Below are 15,322 nucleotides of genomic sequence, written 5' to 3' on the forward strand. Positions count from 1 at the left end.
TTGCAGAGGGAAGCACGATGCTGCCGAAAAACTGCCGAATCCCCTCACCCCTGCCAGAGGTCATGCTTCGGAATCGTCATCGGGCTCCACGTCAATTTCACGGAAGTAGCGGTCGATCAGGTTGCGAGCCTCTGCTTCCCAACGCGCGCCGCCACCGCCGGTCACGCTATGACGGCGCGGCTCATCCGGAAAATCGATGACACCGCTGCGCGAATCGGCGCCTCCGTCATACTCGTGTGTGAACTTGATACCGCGGTACTCGCCCCATTGCTGATCGGAACTCATGCGCTACATACCTGCCGTTGGCTATGCGTCAGCGCGCAAGTGTAAGAGAACGGCGCGCCAGGGCGCAGTATGACGAACGATCAGGCCGCCCTCGCACGTACCTTTGTGTCGCCGGGCGCCACCGATCGACGGTGAGAAATCGACACGCTCAGCACACCCAGTGCAATACCGATCAGCGCCAGAGCCAGCCCGCAAGGCACTTGCGACAGCAGGCGCGCCAGCTTGGCGGCGCCGTACCAGGAATGCGGATTGGTGACGAACGCGCACGCGCCCGGGCAAACGCCATGAACCCAGGCCATAACGGGCGGCTGATGGGTCCAATAGCCGTCGTGCAGCCATTTGAGGCCCTGAAAGCCGAGCCACAGCACCGATGCCATGTTCAGCATCACGGCAGCCAGCCATAGCGAAAAGGCCACCACTTCCCGTACCACGTCCCCCAGGCGCTTTATCGTCATCGTCACGTACCTGCCAAGCTGCGGCATGAATGCACGCAAGCTCATGCATATCTCGTGCCCGGCTGGCGGTCATGGTATCGCTTGCCAGGGCCGTGCTAATGGTGACCGTGCTAATGATGATTGCAGCGGTAAAGCGCCTGGCTGCGCGCCTGATCGTATTCGGACTGAGTCATGGCGCCCGTATTGAGCGCATTTTGAAGATCGGTCATTTGCTTGCCGCAGGAATCCTCGTTCTTGACGACAGTCTTCGATCCGCCGCACGCGGCAACGCTCATGCAGAACGCCACCATCATGGTTGCGAGCATTGACTTGATCATGTCACGCACCCTAGTTGGCTATTGGTGAGCGTGATGGTATCGGCCGCCGCCGAATCTCCGCTGACCACAAAACAGGCTCATGCGCGCGCTTCACGCAGATATGACCGTCGCTCGACACATCCGTGCCTTTTCCCTTAAGTCGGCGACAAAACGGCCGATACCGCTGCTGAACCTCATCAGCATCCGAGGTTTCGCACCATGGTCCAGAAGGGGAACTGTCATGAACCTATCGGTAGTCGAAGAACTGATGCTGCACAACCTCTCCTGCTCTCAATGCCGTGCTGGCGAACCATGCCTGGTCGCCGAGCACATTGAAGACAGCTGGCCGCGCCGGGTGGCGCTGGAAGCGGCGATGAGCATTCGCCAGATCTCCACGCTCGATGAAGCACCGCACGTAGTGGCGTGAACCTTTGCGATCGCAATAAACGTAATCGCTTTTGTTACTGCAGAGCGAGTGCTTCGATCAAGGTGACTTGTGCGTGATCTCACGCGCTTGCCGGCGTACGCGCGCGCTGCGCGTAATACCATAAATGCCGATCAACAGCCATGCCACCTGCATGAAGAATGCCGGCGCATTGAATGCACCAAACACCAGCGACAGCATCACGCCGGCTGCACCCAGCACATTCATGAGCTGATAGATCAAGCCATTGCCATGCAGCTTATGCGCCTGCAGCAGCAGGTAGGCCAGTAATACGAGCACCACGCCAATGTAGCCGGCCCAATCGTGCCAGGTGACCGTCATCGCGCACTCCTTTGACGCAATGCTTCGAACAGAACAACGCCCGTAGCCACGGATACGTTGAGGCTTTCCATCGAACCGGGCATGGGGATCTTCGCCACGAAATCGCAGGTTTCGCGGGTAAGTCGACGCAAGCCCTCGCCTTCGCTGCCAAGCACCAGCGCCACGGGTCCCTTGAGGTCGATGTCGTAAATGGATTGTTCGGTATCACCAGCAAGCCCGGTGATCCACACCCCGGCATCCTTCAATGCACGCAGGGCACGTGCAAGATTCGTGGCCGCGACCAGTGGCACGCGATCGACGCCACCGGCGGATGCGCGACGCACCACCGGCGTAATGCCTACCGCACGATCTTTCGGCACGATCACTGCCGTAACACGGGCCGCCGCGGCGCTACGCAGACATGCACCCAGGTTATGCGGGTCGGTGACGCCATCCAGCACCAATACCAAGGCATCGCTGCCCGCATTTTCCAAGAGTTCCGGCAAATCATGCTCGGTAGCAAGCGGTGGCGCCTGATAAAGGGCGACGACGCCCTGATGCCTTGCTTCGCCGGCCACACGATCGAGCTGTTCGCGCGGACGGTGGTGCACGGGTATTTTCAGCGCCTTGGCCTTCTCCGCCAATTCATGCACGCGCGCGTTGCGCTGGCCGTTTTCCACCAGCACTTCGCGCACGCGTTCGGCGTCGTTGGCCAACGCGCCTTCGACCGGGTTGATCCCGACGATCCAACTTTCACTCATCGTTTGCCTTTCGGTTTCGTGGTGCGGCTTTTTGCTACCGCCCGCGGTTTGCGTTTAGCGGCCGGCGCACGTTCAGCCGCCTTGGCCTTGGTAGGCTTGCCGGCGACGTTGCCTGCGGCCTTCCTGGTCGTGGTCCTGGTGCCCTGCTTTTTCCCACCAACGTTATCGCGCGCGGGTAGCGGCGGAAGCGAGGGAAGCGGCTTGCGGCCCGAAGGAAGCGAATAGCGCTCGCCTGCCGCCGCCTCATCGTAAGCCCGCGGCGTGGACGGCGGAACGAATACCTGTGTCGCTTCGGGCGCCTTCTTTCTTGTGGGCTGCATCAGGCGGAAATCGATCTTGCGATCTTCCAGGCTGGCGCGCAGCACCTGCACGCGCACGTGATCGCCCAGACGGAACTGCAGGCCGCTGCGTTCGCCCTTCAGCAGATGGCGAATGGGATCGAAGTGATAGTAGTCGTTGGACAACTGGCTGATATGCACGAGCCCTGACACCTTCGATTCATCCAGCTCCACGAACAAGCCGAACGAGGTTACGCCCGTGACGACACCTTCAAATTCCTCGCCGACGTGCTTGGCCATCCAGGCGCAACGGAAGCGCTCATCCACATCCCGCTCGGCTTCTTCGGCACGACGCTCACGTTGTGAGCAGTGCACAGCCATCGCCGCCATCGTCGCGTCGCTGTAGTGATAGGCAGAGGGTTTACCACCCTTCAAAGCATGACGGATCGCCCGATGCACCAGCAAATCCGGATAACGGCGAATCGGCGAGGTGAAGTGCGCGTACGCCTCCAGCGCCAGGCCGAAGTGACCGCGGTTATCGGGCTGATAGGCGGCCATACTCTGCGCGCGCAGCAGCACGGATTGAATCAGCTCGCGCTCGGGGCGATCTTTCACCATGCGCAGCACGTCGGCGAAATCGCCCGGCGTTACATCTTCCAGCGGCGGCATGCGCAACTTGAACTCGCGCAGGAACTGCTGCAGGTCTTCGTATTTTTCGGCCGGCGGAGGCTCATGCGCGCGGTAGAGCGCGGGAATCTTTCGCTTGGATAGAAACTCGGCCGCCTGCACGTTGGCGGCGATCATGCATTCTTCGATCAGCTTATGCGCGTCGTTGCGTACCACGGCGCCCACGGCCTGCACTTCGCCGGTCTGATCGAGGCGAAATTTCACTTCTGGCGTCTCGAAATCGATCGCACCGCGACGGCGGCGCTGTTCGGCCATCGCCTTGTACAAGGCATGCAGGTTTTCCAGTTGCGGCAGAACATCGGCAAGCTCGTGGCGCGCGTCGGCCTCGCGCAGACCGACGGCCTGCCACACTTTGTCGTATGTGAGGCGCGCATGCGAAAGCATCACGGCGTCATAGAACTTGGATTTCGTTACCTCGCCGGTGGCATCCACCTGCATGTCGCACACCATGCACAGGCGTTCCACCTTCGGGTTGAGCGAGCAAATGCCGTTGGACAAGGTTTCTGGCAGCATCGGCACGACGAAGCCAGGAAAGTAGGTGGATGTGCTGCGCTCATAGGCTTCCTTGTCGAGCGCGCTGTCGACGGGTACGTAGTGCGACACATCGGCGATCGCCACCACCAACCGCCAGCCGCCACCGCGCCTGGGTTCGGCGTAGACGGCATCATCGAAATCGCGCGCATCCGCACCATCGATAGTGACCAGCGGCAGCTTGCGCAGATCGGTGCGGCCTTCGCGCTCGGCGGGCGTCACCTCCGGCTCCACCTCTTCCGCTTCGCGCAACACTTGCGGCGGCCATTCGTGCGGCAGGTCGTAACTGGCGATGGCCATGTCCACTAACAAGGACGGCTGCAAGCGCTCGCCCAGCACGGTGCGGATGACGCCCAGCGGGCCACGATAGGCGGCCGGCGGGTCGGTGATTTCCGCCACCACGATCTGCCCGGATCGCGCGCCGCGCTCCTGCCCCGGCGCGATCATCACGTCCTGATGCAGGCGGCGATCGTCCGGCACCACCAGGGTGACGCCATTCTCGATCACCACCCTGCCAACCAGTCGCGGCGAGCGCCGCTGCAGTACTTCAACGATGGAGCCCTGCCGCCGCCCACGTCGGTCCATACCCACCACGCTGGCGAGCACGCGATCGCCATGCAGCACGCTGCGCATCTGATAAGGCGAGAGGTAAAGATCGTCGCCACCTTCGTCCGGCCGCAGGAACCCATAGCCTTCGGCATTGGCCAGCACCACGCCCGGAATCAGGTCCAGCTTGCGGGCCGGCGCATAACCATCGCGTCGGCCAAGCAACAACTGACCGTCACGCACCATCGCGGTGAGGCGCTTGGTTAAGGCGGCAATGCTGTATTCGTCATCGAGCTTAAGCGCCTCGGCGATGCGCGCCTGGGTCAGCAACTCACCCCGCTCTTCGAGCAGCGCGAGAATGGCCTCGCGGCTGGGAATGGGCCGCTCGTAGCGCTGGGCTTCACGGTCCGCGAAAGGATCGTGCCGCCCCTTGAACACCTCCTCGCCTGCGTCGGAACGACGACTGCGACGCGTCGTTCGGGGAGCGCCCGCATGGATATTGGGGGGCCTGACCGCCTTGGGCGGCGCCGTGTGCTTGCCTGGTTTCTTTTTCTTGATCACGTCCTAGTATGGCCTTGATGGATGCCTTCATAAATGGTCAGCCGCACGTTGGCAGACGATGACCGCGCAATTCGACAAATTGTTGACAACCCTGCCCTCGACCCTTACTCTACGCGGCTCGCACAGCCCGAAAGGCGCGAGCGACACCTGCCCAGGTGGCGGAATTGGTAGACGCACTAGTTTCAGGTACTAGCGGGTAAAACCGTGGAGGTTCGAGTCCTCTCCTGGGCACCAAACATCAAAGGCCAAGGCATCGAGCAGCCTTGGCTTTTTTGTTTCCAGAGTCTGAATGACCCGCGCATCCACCCATACACATTCACTCGGCGCGATGGCCGTCCATGTACGCTTCGTGCTCCGCGAAGAACATCTCCTTCGCTGCGAGCAGCAACTCTTTCCCACCATCCACCGTGCCCGATGCCGGCACTCCCGTTTGTCTGGCGAAGCGTCATCGCCACAGAGATAACTGATGCGACAGCTTTTGGTGGATCGATGAAACACGTGCCTGTCAGCGACGCACTGTAAAAGACATTCAACCTGTTCCACCTTGTGAGTGGCGCACCATGTGCTGCGCACGCAAGGAATCTGGCTGACCGACCCACCGGATCCATGCTGCGGTTTCTATCGGCAAACTGACGTTTCGTCCGTGCTCACCACACTCCATCATCAGGATCACGCTGCGTTGCCATCGCACTGCGCATAGTGCGGAGCAATTCGTCGTCGAAGCTGATGTAGAAACCAACCGAGCTACTCAATCCCGTTGAGTGAACGTCAGCAAGCTCGGATGTAATGGGAACGACGGTCGGGCGTGGCAGCGGCTGCTGAGGGACAACCATGAGTAAGCCTGGATTGAATAATCCGGCTTCGAATAAGCCGGCGTTTGAAGATGGGCACTTCTATTCTCCCATTGTGAGTCAGCGAGAGGTTGCCGCAGATAAAACTCGCATCTGGCAAAAAAGAGCGAGATTGCCTGCCATCGACCTTAACCCACCCCTTCATCGAGAGCTTCTCCATCATCGCTTTCCCGCACTCGTGGATGGCTTTGATTACCCCACAACAGGCGTCGACGATTCAGAGCTCAATCGCTTCTACGAAGATAACGGACAGTTTGAAAATCTCGATCCAAGAGTACTCTTTTGCATGATGCGTATGCTCAGGCCCAAGCGAATCGTTGAGGTCGGATCGGGCTATTCCACCTTGCTAATGATGGATGTGAATGAACGTTTTCTTGGCAGCGAGGTTCACATCACCTCCATTGAACCTTACCCGCGCCCCTTCCTACCCATAGCAGAGGTAAATGGAAGGATCAGGCTTCTACGCCATCGCGCACAAGATGTCGACATGCCCATTTTCGATCAATTGCGTGAGGGGGACATACTCTTTATCGACTCATCGCATGTCTCCAAGACAGGCAGTGATGTAAACCACCTATTTTTGGACGTACTCCCTCGCTTGCATCATGGCGTATACGTCCACATCCACGACATCTTCCTACCCTGGGAGTATCCGGAGGAATGGGTCATCAAGGAGGGTAGATCCTGGAACGAGCAGTATTTGCTCAATGCATTCCTTCAATTCAATAAGGAGTTCCGTGTGATATTTGGTGCATGCTATGCATCAAGGCAATTCCCCGATGCCGTAAAGAAGCTGACGGGTATCCGCCACCCGGGCGGCGGAAGTTTCTGGATGCGCCGTCGGCGGCCAGTCGGAGCACTTGCACCCACCGTCCGAAGAGTGCTTGCAGACTTTCGAAAGCAGGGATACTGGCGCCCCTAGATCCAACCCCAGGCCTCCGATGCACTCGGACCACCAGCGGCCCCATACATAGGCCCGCAACTCAACCCCGCTCCAATTCGCTCTTAAGCAGCGTAAGGCGCGTCTTGCCATCTGGAAGAAAATGGGTACCGAAGCGTACCAATCCCGTCTGCTGCAGATGGCATGTCAACATAACATTCAAGAGCACGCCTGGCTGGGCGTCGGCGATTTCGATGTCGATAGCCTTCAACCTGGGCTCGTATTTCAGGAGGGTTTGTTCCATCACCCGCTTGAGCCGCAAGGTGGAGGCGGGAAGATCGCGGTAGACCTCGGTCAAATCGTCCAAACCGTAGTCGGGTATATGCAGCAAACCGTTGCGGCGACTATTGAGGATGCGTTGGATGTTGTCCTGCACCGAAAGGAAGGTTTGCGTCGCGGGGTCAAAATCGTCTACCGCAGTACCGTTAGCGAAATGCCCTGTTATTTTTTCGAACAACCCGGGGCCACTTCGGTTCATGCAAATAGCTCCTAAGCGGACTTGAGATCGATGGTCATGCCTTCTTCTTCGGTGTAACCAAGCCGAAGCTCCGGTGACCACTGTCGTTGCGTGCCGCACACCGGCAATTCTGGTGAAGGCGCCGGCAAAATCTGCCGACCGAACAGATTGTTGGTGTCGCGGGCACCGGAGTCGGATAATTGACAGGCATCCACAAGGGCGGCCACCAACATCTCATCGCACATGATTTTCGCCCCGAGAGGATTTAGGATTGTGGGAAAATCGCGCGCCGCCATAACGCTCTCAGATAGTCAGTGCGACGCCTGAGCCATACGATCTCAGGCGTGGATGCGCGCGCAACGGTCGTTGCACGGTTAAATCTCAAGAACGCTCGTTCCAAGTATCGGCGTGAACGATGTTGCCATCTTTATACGCCCAGGTAATTTTTTCGTAGCGCAATTCCACTTCCTCAATATGATTATGTTTCTCATAGTCCGGATTCTTGATGTCGAGCATTTTCGGTTTAACGGCCACCACCTTCACATTGTCAAGTTTGGTGTTGAAGTATTCCTTTTCCTTGCCTGCGTCATCGATCTTGTACCACCTGACCTCTGCAGACTTAAGCGTTTGACCACTAGTCACGGCTTTATACAGATACGGCGTGGACGCATCCGTTTCCTTGGTTAGTGTAATTGCCTTGTGCACACGCGTGCCCGTCAGCTTGCCGGTGTTTCCATCTGTGGGTATGTGAATACCGTGATCGAAGGCGATGATTTCGACGCTTCCTTCGCGACCATTCACAGTCACGGAACCTTTGATGTCAGCGCCACCATCGTCCTTGATCCACATATATGCCGGAATTGCCATACCACTTCTCCTTTTTAGGAACAGGCCGGATGGCCTTTGGTTGAGTCGCTGCCGTCGTCGCGGCAGTCGGGAATCAAGGTAATCTCGACGCGGCGATTGAGGGCGCGTCCTGCTTCGATGTCGTTGGAGGCCCTGGGTCGCGTATCGCCATAGCCCTGAATGGCAAAGCGTGTCGCCGACAAGCCTGATGCGTCGATAAGCCAATCCCGCACCGCAGCCGCGCGCGCCAGAGACAACTTAAGGTTGGCGTCGGGCGAACCCACCGAGTCGGTATGACCGGCGATCAGCACGCGTTTGTCCGGGTGCGACTTGATCATCTCCAACACCCCAACCAGCGCACGGTTAGAACCAGGATTCAGCACGGCGCTGCCCGTGTTGAACATCGACATGCTGTTGAGCTCGATCATGGATGGGGGTGCGGCCGGCGGCCGATAATCGGCGATTACCCTGTCAACGATGGGTACCCACAGCGAGCCACGGTACAGGCCGAAATCAAGCCGCATTGGCACACCCGCGTTCGCGTAATGCTCCAGTTCGTCACGATCGTGCTTGATCAACGCAAGCGCATCCAACCGCACTGCATCCTGTGTCGAAGGGATGGCTTGGTAGCGTGCGAGGTTATCCGCCAACCGCTTCATCAGGGTTCGGTTCTGATCAGCAGACGCCACCGTACCCGCACCGAAGAAAACAGTGAGCGCCATAACGGCGTGCGCGAGTGCGCGCGGCCAAGCGCGGCGTATTGGTTGACGGGGCATACCTGCAAGCAAGGCATCTGGCAATGGATAGCGTGGCGATGCGCGGCCCTTCGTTGATGCACCGGTCAGCCCCGTCAACTGGGCAACGAAACAGCCAAATGGTGCACCGGAGACGGGCACGCCCGGCACGACCGTGACGCCGAATGCCATCACATGCAGTGGTGAGCGACCATCTGCCCATAGAGGCCAGAGCGCCTTGCTGCTCCAACGTACCAGCGCATCAAGCAAGGCAAAGCGAAGTCCGCGGCTCTCTGGCTCGGCAGGTGACGCAGCAAGCGCGTAGCGCTGCAACCGTGATGTGAGAAAGTCGGGTAACGCATGGGCATCCAGTGGCACAGAACCGGACGTGCCGAACCACGGACACTCGCCTTTTCCCCACGGCGTTTGTGCGTACACGGCTAAACATGCCGGCAAGGTATAGCCCACTGCCCTGCTTGCCGCGCCTATCGCAGACCTCCACGGTTTCCACGCGGCGGCAGCCAACGTGTCAGCGTTGCCTTGATCGGCAGCAATCAACAAAGCAACCGCATCCGGCCCCTGTCCATTTCGCCAGCGCTTTAGGGCATCCGCCACGTGCATCAGTGTGACGGGCATATCACATCGCACCCAGATGGCCGCGTCCGTGATTCGTACGATGTCATCGCCCCATGCGCCAGACATAGCATTCGGATCACCCACGGTGATCACCAATGGTGTATGACGCTTCAGTCCTGAAGGCAATGTCCGTAGCGTGCCATTGACTTCCGTCAGTATGCGGGCCGTCGTACGTCGCCGTGTGCGTGCGCGACGCGTTATTCCAATCAGCGATGCAGCCGTCACCAGCACCATCACTGCACCCAGCAGTAGATTCCGCTCCCCGGACCAGGGCGAGCAGTAGCCAAGCCACGTCAGGACGAGCAACGTGATCCACAGAATCTGGAGACGGTACGGATAAGCCGACACGCGTCTTCCCTCAGAGCAACAGTTGTGCGGCGGCCGCGTCAAGCCACCTGTCAAGCAACACCCAAAGCGTGACGGCGATGGCGACCGCCAGCAGCACGCAAGCCGGCAGCGACACGTTCGCGAACCAACGTTGGCGAGCTGCCGAGCGCACCACGATACCGCCCGTTGCTTCATCCGATACGCCAAGGTGCTGCTGCAGCGCCTTGATCATGGCGGCGCGCGCATCGCGCCGTTCAAGCACAAAGCGTCCTCGGAAACCCAAAACGAGCACGGCCAAAAAAATGGCCAGCAACGTCCGCTCTGCCTGTGGCTGATGTAAGCGTTGCTGCATGCGCGCGATCAACGCTTCGCCCGCATCGTGCGTGCCGAATTCTGCCACCTGCAAGGGCTCGCGCTCCCATTCGTCACGGTCGCTGCCCTTGAGAGAACTAAGAGCAGCTTCATCCAGCAACGCACATTGCGCATAGACGGCATCACGGATGACATCGTCCGACTGATTGTCGATTTTGAGTTCCGCACGTAGACGTTGGACCTGTGCGTGGCTCGATTGTCGCAAGTCATCAAACGAAGGCGAAGAAGCGCCCCGTCGCAACGCCGTGACGGTTAGGGCCGTATCACGCAGTGCAATAGGTAACAGGGCGCTGCTCATGGACGTTCTGAGTGTCATGTCGGCAGCACCGCATACAGTTCCAGTGACACGTCAGGAATCGACGTCGGCACGTAAATCTGACAGGCACGGGCGTCCACCATGCGCTTGAACGCCGGATGCGTAACGTCCAACGCAAAATAGTGGTTTTCGATGCGAATCGGAATCGCCGCTGGCAGCCGTGACATCACCCGCAACGGAATACCCGGCAGCGCCGAATTGACAATGTGCTGAACATCATCGGGTGCACCGATCTTGCACAGGCGAGGAAACTGCTCAAGAAGTTCGTGCGCTGGCACGGCCGCGCGCACGGCGAGGTAATAGTCGGCGTTTTCCACCAATCGTGGATCATTGAACAAGCCCGACCAAGCGGTTGAGCGCGGGCGGTCCAACGCGATCGGTACCACACTCGACGGAATCACTGTGTCCAGCAGCGTACGAATCAATGCTTCCAGCTTCGCAAAAACGGGCTCAGGTTCGTGATGGTCGTAGAGAGGAATCGACTGCAAGGTCTCACTCATCGAGAAGGTCAATAGTGAACCTGCCAATCGCGCCAATACTGCGTAAAGCCGCTCGGGATGCTGGTCCGGCGCCTGGCACAGGCGGTTCAATTCGGGCCACGTTGTGTTCACGCTGTGCAGCAGCCAGAACAACGAGACGTCAGCGACGGCGTAATCGGCGATATGGTCCGACCGCTCTTTGCGGCGCTGTGAGAGGCTTGCGCTCTTGGCCGCTAGGATGTCGCAAAGCCGCTGCATGCGCGCAACAAGATGAAAGCTCGCCGACAATTGCAGGCACGGTGGCACATAGTCGGTATCTAACTCGAACCGGCCCTGCGTATTTCGCACAAGCCGTCCAATTGGACAGGTTACGTAATCGGCGTGTGGCTCGAGATCGAACAGCAGTGCGAGTGAATGACGTTCCACGCATATTTCTTCCTTAGCCTCTCCGTGAAGATCGGCCACCTGCAGGTACTCGCGCGAAAAACGGCGTGGCCTGGCCGGCTTTTGCCCATCCTTTACGCAGTTAGCACCTTGCGGATCGAGCAACGGCAACCCCACCAGTACGATCGCGAACTCGATATGCTTCGGCACGTCGTCAAGGCTGCGCGCGGGAGGCAATCGATCGGCGATATCCGTATCGATCCACGTACCGTCGGGCAAGCACAGCGTCAAAGCATTCAGGTGCACGCGCTCCACCGATAGCGCCTGTTTGTCGAATGCAACGGCCTGAACCCCCCACGATTCAGGGCTTGCGATGCGCGCGACTTGTTTATCGCAGTAGCTGTTCCACAACCCTTGCTGTTGAAAGTGCTGGGGCGACATAAAGATGCCTTTCGCCCACAGCGGTCTTGTGATCTTCATCGTATTTGACTTGGTCGACCTTGACTTGATTGCTTACATTCCCTTACCGCAACACTCGCTTCTCGACATTCGACCGAAAGACGCTCGAATGCTTTTGAGCGCCTCGCACAAGGCATTGAGATTGGATTCGGGCTGTACCGGAATGACGATGTGACGTTGATTCCTTGCAACGAGCGAGCACTCATTGCGTTTTCCCATTGAAAAGAATCCGGGCCTCTGCGGCGTACGTTCAGTCCGTCGCAGAAGCACACATATAGTGTTGCGGGAAATCGTCCGACGCTTATTCCTTAGCTTTTGGCATCTGAGACACAAGCGATAAGCCGATATCCATACCTTCCACCTGGAAGTGCGGCACGACGAAGAGCTTGATACGGAAGAAGCCTGGGTTGTCCTCGATATCTTCCACGATGACCTTGGCCTCGCGCAGCGGGTGGGATGCCTGTAGCTCATCACCCGGATCCTTCATCTCAGTCACGAGATCCTTAATCCAGTTATTGAGCTCGTTTTCGAGCAAGCGGCGATCCTTGGTGGTGCCGATGTTCTCGCGCTGAATCAGCTTGAGGTAGTGCGCAATGCGCGACAGCAGGAAGATGTACGGCAAACGCGCATTGATGCGACTGTTGGCGGTGGCTTCCTTCGTCTCGTACAAGGTCGGCTTCTGGGCCGAGTTGGCCGAGAAGAAACAGGCAAAATCACGATTCTTGTAATACGACAGCGGAATGAACCCGAGATTGGCGAATTCGAATTCGCGCGTTTCTGGAATCAGTACCTCAGTGGGAATCTTCGCCTGATTGCCGGTGCCCAGGTCGTACATGTGAATCGGCAGATCTTCGACCAGTCCGCCGGCTTGCGGGCCGCGCACCTGCACGCACCAGCCGTTCTTGACGAAACTCTGCACCATGTTCACGGCGAAAGCGAACGCGGCATTGGTCCACAGATAGCGGCTATGATCGGGACCCTTTACGCCTTCCGTATAATTGAACGCGCGTACGGGTGTCGAGTCCGGCCCATACGGTAAGCGGGCCAGCACACGCGGCATCGTAAGGCCGACATAACGGGCATCGTCGGTTTCGCGGAAGCTCTTCCACTTCAGGTATTCGGCACGATCGAAGTAGTTGCCGATGTCCTTGATGCTTGCCACCTCTTCCATCGTATCCTTACCGAAGAAAGCCGCGCCCACTGCGCCGACGAACGGCATATGCGCCGCCGCGGCCACTTTGGAAACATTGCGCAACAGTGCGATGTCTTGCGCACTGCGATCGAACTCGTAGTTGGCAATCACCGCACCGATGGGTTCACCACCGGGCGTGTCGTATTCCTGGATATAGGTGTGGCGGTATAAACCGCTCTGGATGACCTCAGGCGTGTCCTCGAAATCCTGGCGCAGCGCCTCTTTCGAAACATCGAGCACTTCGATCTTGACATTCTTGCGAAAATCCGTGCGATCGACGAGAAACTTAAGGCCGCGCCAGGCCGACTCAATGCGCTGAACAACGTCGTGATGCATGATCGCATCGACCTGCTCGCTTATCCTCGCATCGAGCTGGCCGATGAGGAAGTCCAGCAAACTCTTGTCCAGACGGTCAACCGGCTGCGATGCCCCGTGGAGCGTCTTCAGCAATACACTGATGGCTTGCGTCACACGCTCATCGGGTGATGAATCGAACAGCGCATCAGCGCTCTGGAAGCTTTCCACTGGGCGCGTTCGGGACACCGGTGTAAGGTTAATTTTCTCACACAGCGATTGATACACGCTCGTTGCCGGCGGGTCGAGTACCACGGTGTCCGCCAAGGCTTCCGGGGAATGGTGTTCATTGTTACCCATAATAAAAGACTCTCCTTGTCAGGCCTCAGGCTTGGGACAGCGCGCTGCCGCTGATCATATGCAACTCATCGCGCAGGCGGTGCGAAAGAGTCTGATCTTTAAGTATCTTCTCCAATTCGCGTCGGAACGTTGCGTTGTCGAGCAAGTTGGACTTGAGATCACGGAGAAGATGGCGTGCCGCCATCAATGTACGCAGCTCTGGTACTTTGCTTGCGATCACTTCCGGCTTGAAATCGTCCATCGACGTAAAATCAATGTCGACCGACATATCCGTACCATCGCCCGCCAGCTTGTTTTCGATGGTGATCGTTGCCTTGGGGTGGCAAACGGCCAGCACCGCATCGAAATTGTTCTTGTTGATATCGATTCTCTGACGCTCCGCGACTGCACGCGTATCTTGGCCGTTGCTGAAATCCCCTGTCACGAGCAACTTTAGCGGCAGCTCCATTTTCTTTTGCGCACCGCCGGTGTGCAGATCCAACTTGAGGTTAATCCTCGCCTTCGGCAATTCGTTCTGATAACTGGTGCTCATCAAAGATCCTTCTGATCGTGGGCAAGACGTATTCCATGCACGGGCTGTGATTAATACCACGTGCCCTTCGAATTGCGAGTAGGAAAGCCCTGATTGATCTATCAACGATTTGCACCTGTTGTGTGAGTGACCTTGTTTGCGAACAAAACACCTTTTATGTTCGTCGCCTCCAAGCAAGATCAAATCGCATGTGGACACACCATGCGTCGCCTGTCACTCGCCACGGAAAGGAACGAAACGGATGTCTGCACGCACTGTTGCCACCACCGCCGCCGATCGCTTGACTGGCCGGCAGTCATACTTTGTGAATGTTCCCGGCGTACCCAGTGCCGACGCGCTATCGGTGGTGTCCAGCCGCATCGTGGAGCGCATGGGCGAGCCCTGGCGCATCACCCTGGAACTCACCCATCCCGACGAGCTGCTGCGCCCTGATTACCTCAATAAAGAGGCCAGCTTCACCATAGCGACTGAAGAAGGCGTACTGCGCCAATTCCACGGCCGCATCAGCAGGTTCAGCGAGCTCGGCACAACGAAGGATCTCACTGCCTATCGCTTCGTGATCGACGCCCACGCCGCGCGGCTTCGCCCTATTCCCACCAGCCGCATCTTCCAGCAGCAGACCACGCCGCAAATCATCGAGGCGATACTGCGTCGGCATGGCTTCAAGGGACACCAATTCGCTTTCACCTTGCGTCGCAGCTATCCGCAGCACGCCTTTCGCCTGCAACACCATCTTAGCGACTGGAACTACATCCGCCTGCTGATGAAACAGGAAGGCATCTATTGCTACAGCACGCAAGGCGAGCATGGCGATGTGCTGATATTTGCCGATGACATCGACCATTACATCTATCAGCCCACACTCACCCTGCCGTATCGCGAACCGTCTGGTCTGAAGCCAACGAGCGAGGCGATCCTGTCGCTGCACACGCATGCGCGCACTGTGCCGCAATCCTTCCTCGTCGCCGACTACAACCCCGATCAGGCGTGGGAGCGCT

General features: G+C 58.3%; 17 protein-coding genes and 1 tRNA gene. 4 read left to right on the forward strand and 14 right to left on the reverse strand.

The window, feature by feature from the left end:
- Positions 1-60: 60 nt before the first annotated feature.
- From DWU98_RS06110 to DWU98_RS06120, 3 genes are all read right to left on the reverse strand, one after another.
- Positions 61-285: a hypothetical protein gene (locus tag DWU98_RS06110; RefSeq protein ID WP_115494579.1), complete on the reverse strand. Its 225-nt coding sequence runs from the start codon at positions 283-285 to the stop codon at positions 61-63.
- A gap of 80 nt (positions 286-365) precedes the next feature.
- On the reverse strand, positions 366-785 hold the full coding sequence (locus DWU98_RS06115; RefSeq protein WP_115494580.1) for a hypothetical protein: 420 nt from the start codon (positions 783-785) through the stop codon (positions 366-368).
- A 65-nt stretch (positions 786-850) separates the two neighbouring features.
- Entirely contained in the window at positions 851-1,057 is a 207-nt protein-coding gene (locus DWU98_RS06120) for a hypothetical protein (protein ID WP_115494581.1), read from the reverse strand.
- Between the two features lie 220 nt (positions 1,058-1,277).
- Between DWU98_RS06120 and DWU98_RS06125 the strand changes: the two genes are divergently transcribed.
- Positions 1,278-1,463, forward strand: coding sequence for a hypothetical protein (locus DWU98_RS06125; protein WP_115494582.1), 186 nt, complete (start codon positions 1,278-1,280; stop codon positions 1,461-1,463).
- Between the two features lie 57 nt (positions 1,464-1,520).
- On the opposite strand, the gene DWU98_RS06130 is transcribed toward DWU98_RS06125, so the two are convergent.
- The 3 genes from DWU98_RS06130 to rnr are packed head-to-tail and all read right to left on the reverse strand — an operon-like array spanning position 1,521 to position 5,022.
- On the reverse strand, positions 1,521-1,802 hold the full coding sequence (locus DWU98_RS06130) for a CBU_0592 family membrane protein (protein WP_115494583.1): 282 nt from the start codon (positions 1,800-1,802) through the stop codon (positions 1,521-1,523).
- Complete coding sequence (gene rlmB / locus DWU98_RS06135) at positions 1,799-2,542, reverse strand: 23S rRNA (guanosine(2251)-2'-O)-methyltransferase RlmB (RefSeq protein WP_115494584.1); 744 nt, start codon at positions 2,540-2,542, stop codon at positions 1,799-1,801. The genes DWU98_RS06130 and rlmB overlap by 4 nt, the downstream gene beginning before the upstream one ends.
- The gene (rnr, locus tag DWU98_RS06140; RefSeq protein WP_230474727.1) at positions 2,539-5,022 is read right to left on the reverse strand and encodes a ribonuclease R; all 2,484 of its coding nucleotides are present in this window, start codon (positions 5,020-5,022) and stop codon (positions 2,539-2,541) included. Before rnr ends, rlmB begins: the two co-directional genes overlap by 4 nt.
- Before the next feature lie 272 nt (positions 5,023-5,294).
- Between rnr and DWU98_RS06145 the strand changes: the two genes are divergently transcribed.
- Positions 5,295-5,379: transfer RNA gene (locus DWU98_RS06145), tRNA-Leu, on the forward strand.
- A gap of 597 nt (positions 5,380-5,976) precedes the next feature.
- Entirely contained in the window at positions 5,977-6,918 is a 942-nt protein-coding gene (locus DWU98_RS06150) for a class I SAM-dependent methyltransferase (RefSeq protein ID WP_115494585.1), read from the forward strand.
- A 61-nt stretch (positions 6,919-6,979) separates the two neighbouring features.
- Here the strand turns inward: DWU98_RS06150 and tssE are convergent, their stop codons facing one another.
- The 8 genes from tssE to tssB form a co-directional block, all read right to left on the reverse strand.
- Positions 6,980-7,414, reverse strand: a complete 435-nt coding sequence (gene tssE / locus DWU98_RS06155; protein ID WP_115494586.1) for a type VI secretion system baseplate subunit TssE — start codon at positions 7,412-7,414, stop codon at positions 6,980-6,982.
- Positions 7,415-7,425: 11 nt separating this feature from the next.
- Positions 7,426-7,689: a hypothetical protein gene (locus tag DWU98_RS06160; RefSeq protein ID WP_147293229.1), complete on the reverse strand. Its 264-nt coding sequence runs from the start codon at positions 7,687-7,689 to the stop codon at positions 7,426-7,428.
- A gap of 85 nt (positions 7,690-7,774) precedes the next feature.
- Entirely contained in the window at positions 7,775-8,260 is a 486-nt protein-coding gene (locus tag DWU98_RS06165) for an Hcp family type VI secretion system effector (RefSeq protein ID WP_115494588.1), read from the reverse strand.
- Between the two features lie 14 nt (positions 8,261-8,274).
- Positions 8,275-9,957, reverse strand: a complete 1,683-nt coding sequence (locus tag DWU98_RS06170; protein WP_115494589.1) for an OmpA family protein — start codon at positions 9,955-9,957, stop codon at positions 8,275-8,277.
- Positions 9,958-9,967: 10 nt separating this feature from the next.
- Positions 9,968-10,606, reverse strand: coding sequence for a DotU/TssL family secretion system protein (locus DWU98_RS06175; protein WP_230474714.1), 639 nt, complete (start codon positions 10,604-10,606; stop codon positions 9,968-9,970).
- A 14-nt stretch (positions 10,607-10,620) separates the two neighbouring features.
- Positions 10,621-11,967, reverse strand: a complete 1,347-nt coding sequence (gene tssK / locus DWU98_RS06180) for a type VI secretion system baseplate subunit TssK (RefSeq protein WP_115494591.1) — start codon at positions 11,965-11,967, stop codon at positions 10,621-10,623.
- A 280-nt stretch (positions 11,968-12,247) separates the two neighbouring features.
- The gene (gene tssC, locus DWU98_RS06185) at positions 12,248-13,792 is read right to left on the reverse strand and encodes a type VI secretion system contractile sheath large subunit (protein ID WP_115494592.1); all 1,545 of its coding nucleotides are present in this window, start codon (positions 13,790-13,792) and stop codon (positions 12,248-12,250) included.
- 25 nt (positions 13,793-13,817) lie between these two features.
- Complete coding sequence (gene tssB, locus DWU98_RS06190; protein ID WP_115494593.1) at positions 13,818-14,324, reverse strand: type VI secretion system contractile sheath small subunit; 507 nt, start codon at positions 14,322-14,324, stop codon at positions 13,818-13,820.
- Positions 14,325-14,565: 241 nt separating this feature from the next.
- On the opposite strand from tssB, the gene DWU98_RS06195 reads away from it, so the two are divergent.
- A partial coding sequence (locus DWU98_RS06195) for a phage late control D family protein (protein ID WP_196239476.1) occupies positions 14,566-15,322 on the forward strand: 757 nt, incomplete at its 3' end.

Source organism: Dyella monticola (assembly GCF_003363155.1).
Classification (GTDB): domain Bacteria; phylum Pseudomonadota; class Gammaproteobacteria; order Xanthomonadales; family Rhodanobacteraceae; genus Dyella_B; species Dyella_B monticola.